This window comes from Rhodanobacter humi (assembly GCF_041107455.1).
In the GTDB taxonomy this organism is placed as follows: domain Bacteria; phylum Pseudomonadota; class Gammaproteobacteria; order Xanthomonadales; family Rhodanobacteraceae; genus Rhodanobacter_A.
In genome coordinates this window covers 1,235,653-1,255,376 of the sequence record NZ_JBGBPY010000001.1, presented here as the reverse complement: position 1 = coordinate 1,255,376, position 19,724 = coordinate 1,235,653, and the positions used below count along the sequence as shown (strand labels likewise).

Here is a 19,724-nt window from a genome sequence, read left to right as displayed (position 1 = left end):
CGCCTTGCCGCAGCCGCAGGCCGGTCGAGCGGGAATCCACGGGCGACGGAAGCCGCCGGATGACGAACAAAAACACCCGGCAAGGAAGCCGGCAGCATTTCGTTCCATTGAAATGCATAGCGTTTGAAGCGAGGCAGCAAGACGAGGGGAGGAGCCCATGCACGGTGCGCACGGCAGCGACACACGCCCGATCCGGGTGCTGCTGGTGGAGGACAACCGCAACGACGCCGAGCTGGCGTTGGCCGAGCTCGACGACGACGGGCTCGCGCACGAGGCGCGGGTGGTCGACGAGGAGGAGGCCTATCTCGTCGCGCTGCGCGAGTTCGTGCCCGACATCGTGCTGTCCGACCTCAGCCTGCCGAGCTTCTCCGGCCAGCGCGCGCTGGAGCTGCTGCGCCAGCGCGACCCGGACCTGCCCTTCATCTACGTCTCCGCCACGCTGGGCGAGGAGGCGGCGATCGAGGCGTTGCGCAACGGCGCCACCGACTACATCCTCAAGCAGAACCCCGCGCGCCTCGCCAGCGCGGTGCGCCGCGCGCTGGTCGAGGCCGCCGAGCGCCGCGCCAGCCAGCGCGCCCAGACCGAGCTGATCCGCGCCCAGCGCTTCGAGAGCCTGGCGATGCTCGCCGGCGGCCTCAGCCATGACCTGCGCAACCTGCTGCAGCCGCTGCTGCTGGCCGGCGACAGCCTGCGCGACCATGCCGAGGACCCGCAGCTGGCGCGGCTGGGCGAACTGGTGCGCGACTGCGGCAAGCGCGGGCTGGACATGGTGCAGTCGATGCTGTCCTTCGCCCGCGGCGCGCGTCGCGCCGAGCAGGTGCGCCTGGGCGGGCTGATGGACGCGCTGGGCCTGCTGCTGCAGGGCAGCGTGCCGCGCGCGATCCACATGGAGATCGCGGTCGACGCCCCCGAACTCACGTTCGCCGGCAATCACACCGAGCTGCAGCAATGCCTGCTCAACCTCTGCCTCAACGCGATCCAGGCGATGCCCGAAGGCGGCGAGCTGCGCATCGAGACCGCGCAGCAACGGCTCGACCCGGAGTTCTTCCTGTCCGGGGAGGAGCCGCATCCCGGTCGCCACCTGCGCCTCAGCGTGGCCGACAACGGCCCCGGCATGAGCCGCGAGGTGCTGGCGCGGCTGTTCGAACCGTTCTTCACCACCAAGGAGAACGGCACCGGCCTCGGCCTCGTGTCCTGCCGGCGCATCGTCACCAGCCACGGCGGCGTGATGCGGGTGGACAGCGTGCCCGGCCGCGGCACCCGCTTCGACCTGTACATCCCGCTGCAGGCTCCGGCGGCGGACGCCGCCGAGGCGAACGGCGACGACAGCGACAGCCTCGAAGGCGCCGCCGAGCAGGTGCTGGTGGTGGCCGAGGCGGCCAGTCAGCTGTCCCTGCTCAGCGACACGCTGGATGCGTGGGGCTACCAGGCCCATGCCAGCCAGAGCGGCACCGCCGCGCTGCAGTGGATCGGCGCGCACGGCCTGCCCGACCTGGTGCTGATGGACGCCGACATGAACCTGTTCACCGCCGTGCGCACGCTGGGCGCGTTGGTCGAGCAGGGCTACGACAGCGCGGTGGTGATGCTGGTACGTCCCGACGCGCCGCCGGACCTCGACGAACTCCCGCCGCTGCCGCGCCTGCACGTGCTCGACAAGCCGGTCACCACGCGGAAACTGCTGCGCACGCTGCGGTTGGCGCTGGTCAGCACCGCGGGCTGATGCCGCATGAAGCCCTCTCCCCTTCGGGGAGAGGGTTGGGGTGAGGGGCGGGTGCTCGCCTCAACGCTGCCGCAGTTGCGAGATTTTCCCTCTCCCACTTGTGGGAGAGGGGTAGGGGAGAGGGGCTTTTGCTTCGGCGCTGCCGCGAGCGATAGAGCGGTTTCGTGCGCCTGCCGGCGCCCGAGCTACTTTCTCTTTGCTTGTCCAAAGAGAAAGTAGCCAAAGAGAAACGACACCCCGATGGCGCGCCCTCCAGGCATCCTGCCCTGCGGGTGCGCGGGCGGGTTACGGGGTTTTCCGACGGCACATCCATGTACCGGCGAAAAACTGGCCGGCCTCCTGCCGGCCATTCTGCGGACTTTCCTCCACCCATCCGCCGTGCCATAGGGGCCCCGGGTAAAGCAGCGCGCTCCCGGCGCGTACTCGGACGCAGCCGCGTAGTGGCTGCGGAAGCGGCCCAGTCGTGTCGCGGAGAATTGCACTCTGACCAGTGTTTTCCTGACCCGTGTTTTCTACGGATTAGTTAGCCGCCAGCAACCATGAAAAGAGAACGCCAACCGCCACTTAGGATTTGGTGCGCAAGCCCCAGAGGCTCATTCCTCCGGCAACGAGAAACCCAATGCCGGAAGCCCAGATTGGAATGGTGACCCCACCTATCAGAATAGGGAAACCGAAGATCAATCTGGCAAGTTGCACTGCGGCGACCAAGCCAAAGATGAGTGTTGCGACTTTGTTGAAGGAGAGAGCAGACATGCGTGACCTCCTGTTTGCTGACGGCTAACGCTGGAGTCAAGCGGCGGCGAAGCCGCCCGCTTGGACGACTGGTTAGGTACCAGACACTACCAGCTGCACATTTGGCACCCAAACTCGCAGCCACCGTGAAACTTTCTCCTGCGGGCTCAGCAGCTGCGGTGATGCCGGCACGCGGGCACCGAGAAGCCCAAGCTCATCAAGGCAGCCGACATTGACAGCACCATATGTGCTGCCTTTGTGTTCGAAGGTAACAGCAACGAGGACGCCACACTGACCACATAGTTGGAAGCGAGCCAATTCCGAACCTTGGCGATAGGAATGCAGCGTTTTTGGTTTTGCGGCAACCACGCGTAGAGCACCCGAAGGATCCGAGATGTACGCCGCCCCATGCTTTTGGCAGAAGCTGCAATCGCACGCCCGAGGGCTAGTGCTTGCAAGGTCTCGGACTGTGGTGAATTCGACTCGAATGCTGCCGCAGTGACAGCCACCATGTAAGGTCGTTGATTGTTGGACTTGCGTCATATCTTCAACTGATGCCTAACGTGAAGTTGAGGTGCCTGCGCAGCTTTTCGCGCAGGTCGTCTCGAACGCAGGGTTAGCCGGCTGCATGGCGATAGACCTGAATGGAAAACTCTTTCCCCGACTCGAGCGCCAATGTTTTCTCCGACTCCAGCGTGAAACCAGATGATGCGGCACACTCAGCCAGATCTCCAGGGGGGATTAGGCGCATGAGCGGGGCAAGCACTTGAACACTTTGATACCGCGATTGTGACACCCCGTGCACATGCGCCGATGGCAGTTGAAGTACCGAAACCAAACGTGCGCCGGGACGACACACACGCGACAAATTGCCTAATGCCGCAGGAAGCGAGACATACTCGAACACTAGGGCTGCGTAAATAAGTTCGACGGGGTCGAATTGCAACGGACAAGCCTGAATGTCAGCAACATGAAATTCGAGGCCAGCAATACGCCCGAGGTAACGAGATGAAGCAGAAGCGATATAGCTTGGGTTGATGTCAACGCCAATCACGCGCTTCGTTGTAGAGGGAATTCTGTCGAAGCCGTTGCCGCCGGCACAGCCGATAACTGCAACGGACTCCGGTGAGAACTGGAGCAAAGCGTTCGAGAATTGGGCAGCCAACATTTCAGCCTGAGCAATTGTTGGCAGCGACATGTGGGACTCATAGTCCGAGAGCGGAATTTCAAGCCAGGGATTATTCATAAGACGGCTAACGCTGGAGTTAAGCGGCGGCGTAGCCGTCCGCCTTGAACGAGGTGTTAGAGACTGTTCGTCGGCCCAACTATTTTCGGCGCCAAGGATGATGAGATTCGGCGCCTAGGTAATGTTAGTGGCTCGTTGTTGATGTTGGTGGTGCCAGCAGAATACTTTACCTCTAGCGTTCGATTGTCCTGCCAGAGTACAGATGCGCTTGACTTGTCAGTATTATTCCAAGAGATTGCAAGAGACTCGTCTTTAAGGTCGTGACAGCTACCTTGTGTGTTCGAGTGGACAATTGCGGTACTCAGATGACGTCCCACATCCGCACTGCAGCCGCATACTCGAGTGATTGCTTTGTACTTTCCGTCAGGAGATGGAACCGTACTAATGAGATCGGGCTTGCATCCAAAGAACGAATTGTAAGCATCTGAGCAGGCCAGCAGGCTAGTCAATATAAGGGCGGCAAGGGCAAGGCGTGCGATATTCTTCATGGGCTCTAACGCTGGAGTTAAGCGGCGGCGAAGCCGTCCGCCTTGAACGAGTAAAAAGAGACTTCCTCCCCTTACGGCCTCGAAGGCCATGATGGTGTTGCGACACAACCGTCAGCAGAAGAGGAAGTCTCCATGAGCACTATAACCCTGGGTGTGGACTTGGCGAAGAGCGTGTTTTCGGCGTGCGAGATGGACGGCGCCGGCCACGTGCGGCGGCGGCAGGATCTGCGTCGCGATGCGTTTATCGCGTGGCTGCCGCAGCTGCCGGCGGGCACGGTGGTGGCGATGGAGGCATGCAGCGGGGCACACCATTGGGCGCGGCGCTGCCAGGCGTACGGCTTGCAGCCGAAGATCATGGCCGCCCAGTTCGTCAAACCGTTCCGCAAGAGCTCGCGCAGCAAGAACGATCGCGCCGACGCCGAGGCGATTGCCACCGCGGCGCGCCAGGGCAACATGCGCTTCGTGCCGGTCAAGGACATCGACCAGCAGGTGCGCCTGTCGTGGCATCGGGTGCGCGAGGGCTACAAGGCCGAATCGCTCGCCATCGGCAATCGCATCCGTGGCCTGCTCGCCGAGTTCGGCGTGATCGTGGCGCAGAGCGATCGGGCGCTGCGTCGACGGTTGGCGGACCTGGATGCGCAGCTCGCACTGCCCGCCGAGTTCAAGGAGTTGCTGCGTGACCTGGCCGATCACTGGACGCAGGTGCGCCTGCACTTCGACGCGTGCGATGCACGCATCGAAGCCCACGCGCGTCAGGACGCGCGGTGCGTGCAGTTGCGCGCCATGGTGGGCATCGGCCCGATCACCGCCGATGCGGCGGTGGCCACGGTGGGCAACGCCCGCGAGTTCAAACAGGGGCGGCAGATGTCCGCGTGGCTCGGCTTGGTGCCCACGCAACATTCCAGCGGCGGGCATGCGCAACTGGGTGGCATCAGCTGCCGCGGCGATGCCTACCTGCGCACGCTGCTGATCCAGGGCGCCCGCAGCAGCCTGCAGCGGGCCAAGGCCGTGGCCACGGAGAAAGCCACCCCGGAACAGCTGTGGATACGCTCACTCGATGGGCGCCTGCCCTTCGGCAAGGTGATCGTGGCCATCGCCAACAAGCACGCCCGGCAGATCTGGGCGGTACTGGCGCACGACGTGGACTACGACCCGCACGCGTGCCTGAACCATCCGATGCACCGGCAAAGCCACGCGAGGCACATGGCCTAGAAGAAGTTTCGCTCCATCGTCAGCGCGACACGGTAGACAACAGGTCAGACCACCCCGGAGAGAACCTGGCTAACTGGATGGACGTCCAAACGGCGCTTCGGCCGATCCCCGATCCCCGGACAGTCCGATGAACGAAAGAGGTCTTCGGGTGCGGTTTATACAGAGGTCCGAGTCGGCCACATCGGCTCAACAAGACCGGTTACGGAAATGCCGTCTGACACTCGTTGCAGCACGCACAGCACTGACGCGCAGCACGTAGAAAACAGGACAACACCATGACCAGCAGTGGCCCGAAAGCTCAGGGCAAAAGCATCATGCGCCCGGGCTTGATCGGAAGTCTCTTACGGAGATGTTAGACCTAGCACCCGATGTACGAATCTTTTGGATCTGGCCAATTTTCCATGAGGTCAGCGAAAACCTGCGCGACCCAGCTTTGGTCATGCGCAGCTTGGAACCCAACATAGTTGTTCCTAGCACTCCAAGTCTCGAAGCGAAACGCCAAGCCTTCTATGTCACGTGACCCCGTTACGTCAGATAAGTACGCAATGCCTTGCTTTGTAACCCGTAGCTGCCAGTTCTGGGTGTCCAAGACTGAGCCAATGAGCTTGGCAACATTTTCACGCGTGAATTGGGTTGGGTCGTTGAGGTCGATTGTAAGCATGTCTGGGCAGGTCTAACGCTAGAGTTAAGCGGCGGCGAAGCCGTCCGCCTTGAACGAAATGTTAGACGTTTACAGATGCCACCGATCTTTGATAGCAAGCTTAATTGTCTGGTCTGGATCTTCGCCAAGAGACACAATTTTTTGCCGAAGAACTTCTATGTGCCACCAAGGGCAGCTCGGATCACCACAGGGCCGATCTGGATCATCATGGTGCTCAAACTCCAGATGGAAGCAAAGCCAGTGCATCCGCTCGAAAACTTCGTAGGACGCAGCATTCTTTTCAACGGGAAGGTTGCAACGAACACAGATGAGCGGTTCCTGGGACACGATGGATTCCATGACGTCTAACGCTTATTAGACCCCGGATCGGGGCATATGCAAGCCATGCTCCATCGCCGAAGCTCCAGCGTCAAGCGAGGAAATTCTTCGTGCAGGCAACGGTTTGGCCTTCCTCCTGGGGCCGGAGGTCGAGGACATGCCGGTGTGCATATCACGCAAAACAGGGGGCATAAGTCTTATCACCCCGAAAACGCCGATATGCACGAGGGGGCCTCGGGATGGCAGCGGCGCATGGCTGCAGGCTGGCGGCACACTGGCTTCTGGTGCGCAGGATGCGCGCCTGCTTTTCCGGGGTCCCTGGGCGGCGGTGAGGTGGGGACGATCAGGCCGCGCGGTGGGCGAGCCCATGGATGGGTTCGCCTTTTCGCGCGGGCAGGCGACGGCATGGACGCCGGAGTTGAGGCAACGCAGGAGCGGTTGCCCGAGCCCGCTCGAAAAGCCCGGCACCGCCTCACGGACGTTCCGTCCATGGATGGACGGAACGCGCCAACCGGGGTGTCGTTTCCTCTTGGCTACTTCTCCTTGACTCCGGGCATCCTGCCCTCCGCCCTTCAGGCCAGCTTCGCTGTTCGCCGCTGCTCCTGCGGCGGCGTGGACAAGCAAAAGAGAAGTCACTCGGGCGCCGGCAGGCGCACGAAACGGCTTTAAAACTGGCGAATGGGGCAGGCAGAGCCCCTCTCCCCCCACCCCTCTCCCGCAAGCGGGCGAGGGGAAACACGTGAGCCTCTCCGCAAGCGGGCGAAGGGCCAACCGCGGCATCAGTCGATGCCGAGTTTCTTGAGCTTGTAGCGCAGCGCCCGGAACGTGATGCCGAGTTTCTTGGCGGCTGCGGTCTTGTTGTAGCGCGACTCCTCCAGCGCCTTCACGATGGCGCCGCGCTCGAGGTTGCTGATGTAGTCGTCGAGGCCGCCGTCGCCGGTGGCGCTGGCGGGCGAGGGGGCCGCGGCGGGTGCGGGCTGGCCGGGGGCGGCGGGTGGGGCGTCCGCGCGCGGCATGCGCTGTGGCAGCATCAGGTCGTAGGCGTCGACGTGTTCGCCGTCGCACATCGCGGTGGCGCGTTCGAGGATGTTTTCCAGTTCGCGCACGTTGCCTGGGAAGTCGTAGGCTTCCAGCGCCTGGCGCGCCTCGGGCAGCAGGCGGCTGGGCTGGCCGCCGCTCTTGCGGGCGAGGCCTTGCAGGATGAAGTCGGCCAGCAGCGACACGTCGCCGCGGCGTTCGCGCAGCGGCGGCACGCGCAGTTCGATCACGTTGATGCGGTAGAACAGGTCCTGGCGGAACTGGCCTTGCTCGACCAGGGCGGCGAGGTTCTTGTGCGTGGCGGAGAGGATGCGCACGTCCACCGGCACTTCCTCGCGCGCACCGATCGGGCGCACGGCCTTTTCCTGGATCGCGCGCAGCAGCTTCACCTGCATGTGCAGGGGCAGTTCGGCAACCTCGTCGAGGAACAGCGTGCCGCCGTGCGCGGCCTGGAACAGGCCTTCCTTGTCGGCGCCGGCGCCAGTGAAGCTGCCCTTCCGGTGGCCGAAGAACTCGCTCTCCATCAGCTCGGAGGGGATTGCGCCGCAATTCACCGGCACGAACGGACCGGTCGCGCGCGGGCCTTGCTCGTGGATCAGCCGCGCCACCAGCTCCTTGCCCACGCCGGATTCGCCGGCGATGTACACCGGCGCCTGGTTGCGCGCGAGCTTGGCGATGGTGGAGCGCACCTGCTGCATCGCCGACGAGTCGCCGATCAGCCGGTCGCCGGCGCCGCCAGCCTTGGCCGCGGCCTTGCCGCTGCGCTTTTCCTCGGCCAGGCGCAGCGCGGTGCGCACCAGCTGGCGCAGCATCTGGATGTCCACCGGCTTGGAGACGAAGTCGAACGCGCCGGCCTTCAGCGCATTCACCGCGGCGTCCACGTTGCCGTAGGCGGTGATCATCGCCACCGGCATGTCCGGATGGTTGGCGGCGATGTGCTCGACGATCTCGTGGCCGTTGCCGTCGGGCAGGCGCATGTCGGTGAAGCACAGGTCGTAGGTTTTGCCGGCCAGCGCGTAGCGTGCCTCGGCGACGGTGCCCACGGCGTCGACCTGCAGGTCCATCCGCCCCAGCGTGATGGTGAGCAGTTCGCGGATGTCGCGCTCGTCGTCGATGACCAGGACGGTCTGCTGGCTCATGGGTGCGGGGGCTGGTGGTGGCGTTCCGCCGAGGATACCCGTCGCGCCGACGGGGGGCAAAGCGCGGGAGCCCCGGCTCAGCGGGCCAGCCGCTTCCCGAAGAAGGTGACGATGGCGGCATAGGCCTGCCGCGACTCGGGCAGCTCCGGGTCGGAGAAGAACGAGTGCCACATGCCCTCCCACACGCGCAGCTCGGTGGGCACGCCGGCCTGGCGCAGCAGCTCGTTGCTGTGCACCACCGAGCTCAGCGCCATGTCGCGCGTGCCGGTGATCAGCAGCACGGGCGGGAACTTCGCCAGCAGCGCGGGCGACAGGCCCGGCTGCACCAGCGGATCGCGCGGATCGGCGCCGCGGAAGTAGGGGATCGCGGCCAGGCCCAGCGGCTGCGCCGGCACGCCCTGACCGTTGAGCAGCGGCGCGACGTAGGCCGAATCGCCGCCAAGGTCGGTCAGCGCGCCGCAGAACATGCCGATTGCGCCGGGCACCGGCAGCTTGTCGGTGATGAAGCGTGCCACCGCCTCGCCGGTGAGGATGCCGCCGGCCGAGCAGCCGTAGATGCCGATCTGCTCCGGCCGGTGGGTCTTCAGCAGTTCGCGGTAGACCTTTTCGACATCGACGCTGGCGGCGGGGAAGACGTGCTCGGGGCCGAGCCGGTAGTCCACGGCGATCACCTCGATGCGGCCGAGGCTGGCGACCGGGATCGATTCCACCAGCGCGCCGCTGTGCGCACCCCACAGGAACGCGCCGCCGTGCAGGTTCAGCAGCACGCGATGGCGGTTCGCCGGCGCCACGCCCTGCGCCGGCAGCACCACGTCGACGCCGACGCCGGCGATCGTGTCGCGATGCGTCTGCACCGGATAGAGCTTTTCCATGCGCGCGACGCGCGCGCTGTTCATGCGGTCGTAGAAGGCGCGGCTCGCGGCGATCGGCGCATTGAGCGGCGGCGCCTTGGCGCCCTCGGCGAGCATCCTCGGGAAGAACGCGCGCGCCTGCGGCGAGGCGAACGTGGAATACGGGATGCTGGCGGCGGGTGCGGTGACGGTGCCGTCGGGCTGCACGCCGGGTTTGGCGTCCTGGGCGAGGGTGCTGGCGGCGAACAGGCTGCAGAGCAGCAGTGCCAGGGCGAGGCGTGGAAGGCGTGCGTGGTGCATGGAGATTCCTCGCGTATTGGGAAGTGCATCCGATATTCGTGCCACGCTGTCGATGCCTACGCCGTTCGCCCTGAGCGTAGGCCCGCAGGGCCGACGCGGGGAGTGGCCATGGATGGCCACGCTCTGGGGAGCGAGGAAAGTCGAAGGGCTATCGTCGCAGGGCGCTTCGACTCCGCTTGCTGCCGCAAGCTACGCTCAGCGCGAACGGATTCACTGGCTGGGCGTCGTCGCCAATCAGGTGGCGCCAAGCTTGGGCTCTCGACGGCGACCGGGTTTGACGCGCTATTTCATGCCGTTTGCCGAAGTGGCCGCGCCAGTCGCCTTTTCTTCGTCTGCACCGTCGATAAGCTGCCACAGCTTCAGATACACGCCATTGGTCCAGCCGAAGCCGACCACGTTCTGGGTGTAGCCGGCGGTGATCTGCACCTGCGCGTTGCCCTGCGCCATGTTGTATTTCTCGCGGATCGTGCCGTCGTCGGCGTAGCCGCGATCCACCGTGGCCATGAACTTGCCGGCGAGGCGGCGCGCGTCGGCATGGAAGCCGTAATCGTCCAGCCCCTTGATCGCCAGCCAGTTCGTGGGCGCCCAGCCGTAGGGCGCATCCCATTGCGCGCCGGTGATGCAGGTGCTCATCGCCAGGCCGCCGCGCTGCTCGAACAACGCGAGCTTGCCGCGCAGCGCCTTGGCCTGGTCGGGCGAGGCGGCGCCGGCCCACAACGGATAGAACGTGTTGAGGTAGGGATCGGCCGAGGGCTTGCCCGCCACGAAGTCGTAGTCCATGTACATGCCTTGCGCGGGCTGCCACAAGTACTTGTCCATCGCCGTCTTGCGGGCCGCCGCAAGCTGCGACCAGTGCCCGGCATCCGCCGTCTTGCCCAGTGTCACGGCGAAGTCGTGCAGGTCGCGCTCGTAGCGGTAGAGCAGGCTGTTCAAGCCCACGGGTGCGTAGTGGTGGGTGAGGCCGGCGTAGGGGCCGAAGTGGAAGTTCACGTCGAAGCCCGACTCGCGCATCGCGCGGTCGCCGAGGTAGTAGTCGGCGGTCAGGCGATAACCATCCACCCAGGCCTCGGCGCAGACCTTCGAGGCCGTGACGTCGCAGCTCGCGGTCTTCAGCCGCGCCGCTTCGGCGTCGTCGGGATGCTGCGCCGACTTGAGCAGATAGCCGGGATCTTCGGACCGGTGCGCCAGCAGCCAGCGGATCACGCCCTGGTAGTAGCCGGCGTCGTGCGCCTCCAGTACCGGGCCGTGGCCGTAGTCGAAATAGCGCGCCAGGCCGGTGTCGCCGGCGCGGTGTCCGGGCCGCAGCCAGAGATCGTGGTTGCGCACCGCCAGCGGATAGGCCTGCGCCAGCCAGGCACGTCGATCGGCGTCGTTGCGGAAGCTGGCGGGATCGGCCAGCAGCGCCGCCATCATCGCGGAGAGAAACGGCGGCTGCGAGCGGCTGAGGTAGTAGCTGCGGTTGGCGTTGAGCACGCCGCCGTAGTGCTGCACCTCGAACAGCGCGTTGTCCACCATGTCGCGCGCCAGCGCCTCGTGGTGGTCGGCGAGCAGGCCCAGCTCGATGAAGTAGCTGTCCCAGCCGTACATCTCGTTGAAGAAGCCGCCGGGCACCACGTAGGGATGCGGCAGGTAGAGCAGGCCTTGCGCGGGCAGCTTCGCTGCATCCACGTCGCCGAGTTCGCGGATCGTCTGCGGCAACCGGCGCAGCTCCACGTGGCAGCGCGCGGCGATCGTGGGCAGGCCTTCGGGCATCGGCAGCGCATGCGGCAGGTAGAGCGCGAGCTGCGTGTCGCCCGGCCCCTTGCCGAAGGCGGAGCAGTCGGCCATCTGCCGGGTCAGCGTGGTCCAGGCGTGATGGATGTAGTCCAGCGTCTTCGCGGCGTCGGGCGTGGCGGCGGAAGCCACGGACGCGGACAGCACCGCAAGCAGCAGGGTGGCGAGGCGGGTGCGGAGTTTCATGGGCGGATGTCCTCGGTCATCGACAGAGCGGGCCGGCCGTCGGCGTCGCGTTGCACGCGGATGTCGTAATGCTTGCCGCGGAAGCTGATGTTGCGCAGGGTCAGCGCGGTCCAGCGCGCGGGCAGCATCGGTGGCCAGGCCGGCACCAGCCCCTGCGGCTCGATGCGCAGCCCGGTGAAGCCGTAGAGGATGTTCTGCAGCATGCCGCCGCTGGCGGTGAGGAAGTAGCCGGTGTTGTTGTGCGCGGTCTCGGTGCGCACGGCGAACGGCGGCTGCACCACCTGCGCATGCAGGTTGCGCTCGAACCAGTCGTCGGCATCGGCGGTCTCGCCGGCGGTGGCGGCGGCGATCGACAGCGGCGCGAGGCCCATGCTGTTGGGATCCCTGGTGGAACTGCGCACGGGGGCGACCGCGTAGGCGTAGTCGGCGCGGCGCAGCGCGGGACTCATCGCCACGTCCAGCGACGGCAGCGCCAGCATCGGCAGCGAACTGCCGCCCCAGGTGTCGAGGTCGTGCGGCACGCTGGGGTCGAAGTCCAGGTGATGGCTGCCGTCGGCGGCCATCGGCACGTAGATGCCGTCGGCCACTTTCGCCCACTGCGGATCGGCGGCCTCGCCCAACTGCTTCGCCGCGGCGGTCGCGATGCGCAACGCCTTGATCGCGGCGAGGTTGGTGTAGGTGTCGTTGGGCACGTCGTTGTAATCCTCGTCCACCGAGGTGACGTGCAGGATCTCGTAGCGGTGCCGCGCGGGCACCCAGGTGGCGCGGCTGGCCCAGAACTCGGCCACGGCGCGGATCACCGGCCAGCCATGCTGTTTCAGCCAGTCCTGGTCGCCGCTGGCGAGCCAGTACTGCCACTGCGCGATGGCGACGTCGGCGGTGACGTGGATCTCGCGCTCGCCCAGCACATGGGCGGCATGCGGCGTCTGCTCGGTGCCGGTCTCCGGGTCGGCCTCCCACGGATACATGGCGCCTTGCAGGCCGCGTGCCTGCGCGCGTGCCTGCGCCGCCGGCAGCGTGCGCGCGCGGAACATCACCAGCGATTTCGCGCGCGCCGGATGCAACAGCAGCAGGGCCGGCATCAGCCAGGTGTCGCTGTCCCAGAACACGTGGCCGGCGTAGCCCGTGGAGAGGCCGCAGGCGCCGGCGGCCCAGGCGGTATCGGGGGCGACGTTGGAGAGCAGGTAGTAGAGGTCGGCATGCACCATGCGCTGCGCGTCGGGATCGCCGTCGATCTCGATGTCGCTGCGCCACAGCTTCGCCCAGGCGGCGGCCTGGTCGGCCAGCAGCGCGTCGAAGCCGCGCGTGCGCGCGGCGCGCGCCAGCGCGAGATCGGCGGCCGCGTCGCCGCCCCAGCCGTCGCGCGACAAGGCCACGTACTTGGTGAACACGTAGGTCTGGCCCTTGCGCACCGGTACGCGCAGGTCCAGCGCCAGCCGGTACGGGTCGCGGCGGTAATTCGCCTGGCTGGGCATGACGTTGCCGGACCGGCCGACGGCCACCGCCATCGCCATGCGCGGCCCGTGCGCCGCGCGGCCATCCAGCGCCATGGTGTAGGCGCGGGCGTCGCCGCTGGCGTCCAGCACCTGCACGTCGCCGTGGTACCACAGTGGCGCGCGGTCGGCGGTGGCCGGCGGGAGCGGCCTGATCTGCAGGTTGTTCGCCGCCAGCGCCTCCTGCGTCATCTGGCCGTCCAGTTGCGCCAGCGGCAGACGCGGCTGGTGCGGCGCCCAGGTGTCCAGCGTGAGCGACAGCTCCGCCGTGCCGTCGTATTCCGGCGTGATCGCCAGTTGCGTGACGGCGAGATGCGGATCGGCCTGGCTCACGAAGCTGGTCACCGCGATGCGCGTGTTGCGGCCGTGGTCGAGATAGCGGTAGCGCGTGGTGAGCACGCCGCGGCGCAGGTCCAGTGTCTGGCGGTAATCGCGGAACGTGGCGGGATCGGGTTCGACCTGGTTGAGCCAGTAGTGGCCGGCTTGCGAGTCGCCGGTGGAATAGTCGATGCCCATCCAGCCGGGCACCGCCGCGGGCCGCGCGATGTCGCCCGGCGTCTCGTCCATCAGGCCGACCATGTACGCAAGCGTGCCCTGGGTGCCGCGCGGGTCGCTGAAGGTGGCGACGTAGCCGTTGCCGAGCTGGCCCGGAAAGTAGTGGGCGAAATCCGCCGAGCCGGCGTCGAGCTGCCAGCCCGCGTCGTCGGTGGCGCACACGACCGGCGCGGCCAGCGCCAGCCAGGCGCCTGCAAGCAGGGCGCATTTCATGGCCGCTCTCCGGGCACCGCGTCGAAGGCCACCGTGAGTCGCGCCTGCTCGCTGTGGAACGGCACCGTGCCGTGCCAGACGTAGGAGGGAAACAGCACCAGCAGGCCCGGCTCGGGGCGCACCACGTGCTGCGCGTGCAGCGGTGGCGCGGTGAGGATGCCGGGCTCGCCGAAGGCGAGGCAGCCGTCGGTGCTGCCGCTGCCGGCCATGCTGTCGGGCAGGTCGATGTAGCAGGCCGAGGAGATCCAGCCGCGCGGGTGCACGTGATTGGTGTGGAAGCCCGCGTTGCGCAGGCGCACCGACCAGCTGCCGTTGAAACGGTAACGGCCGTGGTTGCGTCGGCGCAGCGCGTCGTCGCCCAGGCCGACGAAAGCCATATAATCGCGGATTGGCGCGTCGAAGGCCTGGAACAGCGCCTGGATCACCGGGTCGGCGTGGCGGGCCAAGTCCTCGGTGGTCTCGGTGCCATGACGCAGCGACTGGAACAGCAGCGGATGGCCGAGCGGATCGTGCAGGCGTTGCAGGCTGCGCCTCAGGTCGTCGAGGAAGCCGGCGAGGCTGCTCCAGCCGGCGGGCGCCTGCAGGCGGTACGGCTGCACGAGCTGCGCGTAGTCGCAGTACGCGTCGTGGCGCGGGTCGCCGAGCAGCCGCCATGCGGTGGTCTGCAGCGCGATCAGGTACTGGTCGTCGGGCGCGTCGGCGAGCAGGAGTTCGCAATGCCCTAGCGCGCGCTGCGCATCGCCGGTGCCGAGCAGGGCCGCGGCGAGCAGGCTGCGCGCGGGTGTGCTGGCGGGCGAGCGGTGCAACGCGCGTTCGGCCAACGCGAGCGCAGCGGCGGGATCGAACTCCAGCGCGCTGAGTCCCGCACGCACCAGCAGGGACGGTGCGGCCTGTGCACGGGCGACGGGCTCGGCGAGGCAGGCCCAGGCGCCGCGCGCATCGCCGGCGCCTTGCAGGATCGCGGCCTTGGCGGCGAGCAGGGTTTCGTCGCCGGGAAACCGGTGCAGCGCGGCGTCGAGCGTGGCGGTGCTTTCAGCGAGATCGCCGCTGCGCATCCACACCAGCCGCGCGAGATGGTCGTGCGCCTCGGCGTGGCGCGGCTCCAGGCGCAGGCCGTCGCGCAGGTCCGACTCGGCGCGCGCGAACTCGCCCAGCGCGAGCAGGCTGCGCGCGCGGGTGAAGTGGGCGGCGGCGCTCGCACGGCCGGATGCCAGCGCGCGACTGGCGGCGCGTTCGGCTTCGGCGTGCTGACCGCTGGCGGCGAGCGCGATCGCCAGTGCCTGCGCGGCGACCGGGCTGTCGGGTGCGGCCGCCGCTGCACGGCGATAGAAATCCGCGGCTTCGTCGGCGCGGCCCAGCGCGGCCAGCGCCGCGATGTGCTGGGCGGCCAGTTCGGCGTTGACCGGGCCGGCGGCGCACCGCGGCGCGAGCAAGGCCAGCGCCTCGGCCGGGCGTTGCCGCTCGTTGCAATGGCGCGCCAGCCGCAGGGCGGCTTGCGGCAATTTCGTCGCCGCGCGGCGCAGCAACGCCTCGGCTTCCTCGTCACGGCCGGTGGCGAGCAGCAGCTCGCCCAGCGTGGCGAGCGTGGGCGTCCAGCCGGGGTCCAGCGCCAGCGCCCGGCGCAGCAGCGCCTCGGCGCCTTCGGCATCGCCGAAGCCCAGGCGCAGGCCGCCGAGCAGGCGCAGCGCCTCCACGCAGTCCGGGTGCTTCGCGACGATGGCCTGCAGGCGTTCGTGCGCGCCGCGCAGCTCGCCGGCCTGCAGCAGCGCGCCGACCTGGCGCAGGTCATCGAGCGGCATGGGTGCGGGCGTGGACACGGATGCGTCGCCGGCGCTATTTCGCCGCGAGGCGGATGGCCGGCGTCGCCGCGGCCAGGCCGTGGCGGTCGGTTTCGCGCTTGAAGAAGAACAGCGCGACGAGGATCAGGCTCATCGGCAGCAGCGAGAAATAGAACGCGGCTATGCCGTTGGAACGGGCGAACACGATCGCGGTGATGCGCGAACCCAGGGTGCCGCCCAGCGCGGAGAAGATCACGATCAGCCCGGTCATCGCCGCGTGCGCGGGCTTGGGCAGCGAGCTCAGCACCACCGAGTTGATCACCGGGTAGATCGGCGCCATCAGCAGGCCCACCAGCGGGAACAGCCAGGCGGCGACGGGCGCGTTGCCCCAGCCGATGTGGGCGTTCGGCACGATGTTGCGCGCCAGCGGCAGGCTCACGACCACGATCGCCGCCATGCCGACCACGCAGATATTGAGCAAGGTGTACCAGTGCATGCGACGCAGCGCCTGGCCGGCGGCAAGGCGGCCCAGCGCGATCGCGCCGGGCAGGATGCTGGCGAGCTGGATGCTCATCGCGTTCGGCAGCTTGAGGATCTCGTTGTTGAAGGTCGGCAGCCAGGTGGAGAAGCTCTGCTCGATCAGCACGTAGAGGAAGGCCGAGATCAGGAACACGTAGACCAGCGGCCGCACGAACAGCTGCAGCATCTCGACCAGCGAACCCTTCATGGTCGAGGTGTGCACGTTGTGCGCCGCCGACTCGTCCATGCGCGAGCCGGCGAGCAAGGCGATCACCAGCACGCACAGCACGGCCAGCACCCAGTACACGTTGAGCCACGCCAGGTCGGCGGGGCGGGCGTGGTTGATGAACGCGCTGAACAGCCAGTTGCCGGCCAGCACGCCGAGCATGAAGGTGCCCTCGATCGTCGAGGTGAGGCGGCCGTGCGCGGCGCGGTCGGCGGTGAGCAGGCCGATCGAGGAATACACGCCGACCTTGGCCAGCGCGAACGAGATGCCGACGCAGGTGAACAGCACCTCGGTGGTGCGGAAGCCCGGCCACAGCGGCATCAGCACGCAGGCGGCGCCGAGCAGGGCCAGCGCCAGGATCATCGCGCGCCGATAGCCGATCAGCGGCAGGAAGGAAGCCACGCCGAAGGAGACCACGGCGATGGTGAGGTCCTTGAACAGTTCGAGCAGGCTGGCCTCGGTCTTGCCGACGCCGAAGCTGGCGATCGATTGCAGGATCACCGTGCCCACGCTGTTGAGCAGGATCGCGAAGACCACGTAGGTCAGCGCGAGCGCGGCGATCATGCGGAAACGGTTCATGCGCACCTCGTGCAGGTGGCCGCGTCGAAAAAGGCGGCCCGGACCGCCATCGCGCAGTCCGGGCCGCTACGCGGGGCAAACGTTAGCTCAGGGAGCGTCTGAACAGTCGGCTTCTTGCTCGTCATTCCGGCCTGGGCCGGGATGACGAGCAAGAGCACAGCCTCCTCAGAACTGGTACTTCACCTGCAGGTTGTACTCGTGGCCTTCCAGCGGACGGGCCAGGATCACGCCCGAGGCGCCGGCTGCCGAGCCCGCGATGCGCGAGTTCGATTCGGTGAGGCCCAGCGCGTCGGTCACGTTGGAACCGACCAGGGTGAACAGCCAGTGCGGACCGTAGTTGTACTGCGCGCCCACGCTGAAGTCGGTGTAGGTGCCCAGTTGCTGCAGGGCCAGCTGGTCCTGGGTGTGGTTGCCCACGTATTCCATGGTCACCCACAGCCGCAGGTCGCCGTAGGCGGTGGGGAGGCGCAGGGCCGGGGTCAGGCGGACCTGGAACTTCGGTTGCCGCTGCAGCTGCTTGCCCTCGTAGGTGCCGTAGAAGATGCCGTTGAGGCCGGAGAACTCCGCGTTGCCCTCGAAGTGCGTGTAGTGGCCTTCCATCCAGTTGCCGACCGCGGTCACCGAGAAGATCTGGTCCGGCGTGTTCGCGTGCAGGGTGAAGTTGATGCCCTTGGTATCCGAACCGTAGGTGGTCTTGCTGCCGAATGGCACGCCGAAGCTCGAAGGCTGGTAGCTCAGGCCGTCGAACTGGCGGTGGTAGTACGAGATGTCGGCGCTGAACACCGGGATCTGGTACTTCCAGCCCACCTCGAAGTTCTGGATCTTCAGCACCGGCGGCGTGTCGCCGGTGACGCTGCCGCGCAGGTCGTCGAAGCCGTTGAAGTGCACGCCCTTGTTGGCGCGGGCGTAGACGGCCATGTCGTCCTGGATCTTGTAGGTGGCGCCGGCCGTCCACGAGGTGTGGGTCTTGTTGTAGGAGGTGCGCGCGTAGGTGCCGTTGCACATCGACACGCTGTTGTCGTATAGCGTGTTCGGGTTGCCGTCGATGTTGACGTTCGAGAGGTTGCACACGGTGTTGCGTGCGTCCTCGTTCTCCAGCCGCGCCGAAGCATCGAAGATCCACTTGTCGAGCTTCCAGGTATCGGACAGGTAGAACGCCTTGTTGGTGGCCACGCCGTTCTCGGTGATGTTGTAGCCGCCGTTGTAGATCAGGCCCTGCGCGTTGGTGACCTGGTAGGTCTGGCCGTTCTGCACGTAGCTCACCGCGATCGGGGTGGCGTTCGGCGTGTTGCTCATCAGCATCGGGTTGCCGAGCGACCAGCGATCGTTGTCGGTGTAGTGCGCCAGGTACAGGCCGGCGGTCAGCGTGTTGCCCTCGAACAGTTCCTTGCTGATGCGGAAGTCGTTGACCGCGCTCTTCAGGTTCTTGTGGATGTGCCACCAGCCCTGGCTGATCACGTCCGCGTTCGGGTCGGTGACGATGCCGGAGCCGTTGGTGTAGCTGGCGGTGGCGACTGCACCGGCGGGCACGTTGTTGCCGCTTTCCCACGAGCTCAGCGTCTGCGGATTGGAGCCGGAGAACAGCGCGTTGGTGTCCATGTTGCCGCCGTCGACCAGGAACTTGTCGCTGACCGTCCAGCCGTTGCCGAAGTCCCAGTCGAAGTTCGCGCCGAAGAAGCCGAGCTGGGCGCCGCGGCCGTCGGCGAGGTTCGCGCTGGTGCCGCCGCCCGGATAGCTCTCCAGGTACACGTGCTGCATCGCCTTGCTGTAGTAGGTGTCGGTCTGCGGGTCGAAGCCGGGATAGGCGGTGAACTGGCCGGAGCCGGTCTGGATCAGCGGGATCGGGGTGATGAACTGGTTCTTGTCGTCCAGGCCGCGCGCCCAGAACACCAGCGAGCCGTTGTCCCAGTCCTTGGTCAGCGTGGCGGTGAGCTGGCCGCCCTTGTCGGCGGGGAACTGCGGATCGCGCACGCCGTTGGACTCGCGGTAGAAGCCGCCCACGCTGCCGTACCAGCCACCCTTGCCGATCGGGAAGCCGTAGAAGCCGTCGACGCGCTTGAGGTTCTCCGTGCCGTAGGTCACGCCGATGCTGCCGGACGGCGTGTCGGTGCCCTGCTTGAGGATGTAGTTGGAGGTGAGGCCGATCTGGCCGTCGCCGAACACCACCGACGGGCCGCCCAGCAGGAGCTCCACGTGGTCGACGGTGTCGTCGAGGCGGAACATCGAACTCTGCTCGAAGAACGACAGCGAGGGCATGCCGTACAGCGGCGTGCCCATGATCTGGTTGGTGTAGAACGGCGCGTCGCCGCCGCCCGGGAAGCCGGCGATCTCGATGTTCGCGCCGGTCTGGCCGCCGGTGGACTCGGGCCACACGCCGGGCGCGATCTTCAGCAGGTCGGCGGCGCTGCGCGGGTTGTCCTGCTGGATCTGCGCGGCGGTGGCGGTGGTGATCGAGTAGCTGGCGTCGATCTTGCGCACGCCTGCGGTGTTCGCCGAACCGGTGACGACGACCTGCTCCAGCGCCTGCACGGACTTGCCGTTCTTCGTGTTCTTGTCGGCCTTCTGTGCGGTGTTCGCCGTGGCCGGCGTGCCGTTCGCGGTCTGGCCGTTGTCCTGCGCCAGCGCGGTGCCGGAGGCGAGGGCGGCCGCGATCGCCGCGGACAGGGTCAAGCTTGTGAGTATCCGAGTGCTCATGTT

Annotated in this window: 12 protein-coding genes; 2 read left to right on the top strand and 10 right to left on the bottom strand. The window is 66.9% G+C overall.

What is annotated here, in order from left to right; all coding sequences use genetic code 11:
* Positions 1-157 precede the first annotated feature (157 nt).
* A complete protein-coding gene (locus AB7878_RS05655) occupies positions 158-1,720 on the top strand; it encodes a hybrid sensor histidine kinase/response regulator (protein ID WP_369493419.1) in 1,563 nt (520 codons plus the stop codon).
* A 564-nt stretch (positions 1,721-2,284) separates the two neighbouring features.
* Here AB7878_RS05655 and AB7878_RS05650 read toward each other — a convergent pair.
* The 3 genes from AB7878_RS05650 to AB7878_RS05640 all read right to left on the bottom strand — a co-directional run bounded on the left by AB7878_RS05650 (position 2,285) and on the right by AB7878_RS05640 (position 3,650).
* Complete coding sequence (locus tag AB7878_RS05650) at positions 2,285-2,473, bottom strand: hypothetical protein (protein ID WP_369493418.1); 189 nt, start codon at positions 2,471-2,473, stop codon at positions 2,285-2,287.
* 72 nt (positions 2,474-2,545) lie between these two features.
* Positions 2,546-2,995, bottom strand: coding sequence for a GFA family protein (locus AB7878_RS05645; protein ID WP_369493417.1), 450 nt, complete (start codon positions 2,993-2,995; stop codon positions 2,546-2,548).
* 73 nt (positions 2,996-3,068) lie between these two features.
* Complete coding sequence (locus tag AB7878_RS05640; RefSeq protein ID WP_369493416.1) at positions 3,069-3,650, bottom strand: class I SAM-dependent methyltransferase; 582 nt, start codon at positions 3,648-3,650, stop codon at positions 3,069-3,071.
* Positions 3,651-4,318: 668 nt separating this feature from the next.
* Between AB7878_RS05640 and AB7878_RS05635 the strand changes: the two genes are divergently transcribed.
* A complete protein-coding gene (locus tag AB7878_RS05635; protein ID WP_369492740.1) occupies positions 4,319-5,398 on the top strand; it encodes an IS110 family RNA-guided transposase in 1,080 nt (359 codons plus the stop codon).
* Positions 5,399-7,156: 1,758 nt separating this feature from the next.
* Here the strand turns inward: AB7878_RS05635 and AB7878_RS05630 are convergent.
* The 7 genes from AB7878_RS05630 to AB7878_RS05600 all read right to left on the bottom strand — a co-directional run bounded on the left by AB7878_RS05630 (position 7,157) and on the right by AB7878_RS05600 (position 19,721).
* Complete coding sequence (locus tag AB7878_RS05630; protein WP_369493415.1) at positions 7,157-8,554, bottom strand: sigma-54-dependent transcriptional regulator; 1,398 nt, start codon at positions 8,552-8,554, stop codon at positions 7,157-7,159.
* A gap of 77 nt (positions 8,555-8,631) precedes the next feature.
* The gene (locus AB7878_RS05625) at positions 8,632-9,705 is read right to left on the bottom strand and encodes an alpha/beta hydrolase (protein WP_369493414.1); all 1,074 of its coding nucleotides are present in this window, start codon (positions 9,703-9,705) and stop codon (positions 8,632-8,634) included.
* A gap of 282 nt (positions 9,706-9,987) precedes the next feature.
* Positions 9,988-11,664, bottom strand: a complete 1,677-nt coding sequence (locus tag AB7878_RS05620) for a trehalase family glycosidase (protein WP_369493413.1) — start codon at positions 11,662-11,664, stop codon at positions 9,988-9,990.
* On the bottom strand, positions 11,661-13,925 hold the full coding sequence (locus AB7878_RS05615; protein ID WP_369493412.1) for a glycoside hydrolase family 65 protein: 2,265 nt from the start codon (positions 13,923-13,925) through the stop codon (positions 11,661-11,663). The genes AB7878_RS05620 and AB7878_RS05615 overlap by 4 nt, the downstream gene beginning before the upstream one ends.
* Entirely contained in the window at positions 13,922-15,742 is a 1,821-nt protein-coding gene (locus tag AB7878_RS05610; RefSeq protein WP_369493411.1) for a tetratricopeptide repeat protein, read from the bottom strand. The genes AB7878_RS05615 and AB7878_RS05610 overlap by 4 nt, the downstream gene beginning before the upstream one ends.
* A gap of 16 nt (positions 15,743-15,758) precedes the next feature.
* Entirely contained in the window at positions 15,759-17,027 is a 1,269-nt protein-coding gene (locus AB7878_RS05605) for an MFS transporter (protein ID WP_369493410.1), read from the bottom strand.
* Positions 17,028-17,192: 165 nt separating this feature from the next.
* On the bottom strand, positions 17,193-19,721 hold the full coding sequence (locus AB7878_RS05600) for a TonB-dependent receptor (protein ID WP_369493409.1): 2,529 nt from the start codon (positions 19,719-19,721) through the stop codon (positions 17,193-17,195).
* Between the last annotated feature and the right edge of the window lie 3 nt (positions 19,722-19,724).

Coding starts and splice junctions, on each gene's coding strand:
- AB7878_RS05655 (WP_369493419.1), top strand. CDS start 158: ATGCACGGTGCGCACGGCAGCGACACACGCCCGATCCGGGTGCTGCTG.
- AB7878_RS05650 (WP_369493418.1), bottom strand. CDS start 2,473: ATGTCTGCTCTCTCCTTCAACAAAGTCGCAACACTCATCTTTGGCTTG.
- AB7878_RS05645 (WP_369493417.1), bottom strand. CDS start 2,995: ATGACGCAAGTCCAACAATCAACGACCTTACATGGTGGCTGTCACTGC.
- AB7878_RS05640 (WP_369493416.1), bottom strand. CDS start 3,650: ATGTCGCTGCCAACAATTGCTCAGGCTGAAATGTTGGCTGCCCAATTC.
- AB7878_RS05635 (WP_369492740.1), top strand. CDS start 4,319: ATGAGCACTATAACCCTGGGTGTGGACTTGGCGAAGAGCGTGTTTTCG.
- AB7878_RS05630 (WP_369493415.1), bottom strand. CDS start 8,554: ATGAGCCAGCAGACCGTCCTGGTCATCGACGACGAGCGCGACATCCGC.
- AB7878_RS05625 (WP_369493414.1), bottom strand. CDS start 9,705: ATGCACCACGCACGCCTTCCACGCCTCGCCCTGGCACTGCTGCTCTGC.
- AB7878_RS05620 (WP_369493413.1), bottom strand. CDS start 11,664: ATGAAACTCCGCACCCGCCTCGCCACCCTGCTGCTTGCGGTGCTGTCC.
- AB7878_RS05615 (WP_369493412.1), bottom strand. CDS start 13,925: ATGAAATGCGCCCTGCTTGCAGGCGCCTGGCTGGCGCTGGCCGCGCCG.
- AB7878_RS05605 (WP_369493410.1), bottom strand. CDS start 17,027: ATGAACCGTTTCCGCATGATCGCCGCGCTCGCGCTGACCTACGTGGTC.
- AB7878_RS05600 (WP_369493409.1), bottom strand. CDS start 19,721: ATGAGCACTCGGATACTCACAAGCTTGACCCTGTCCGCGGCGATCGCG.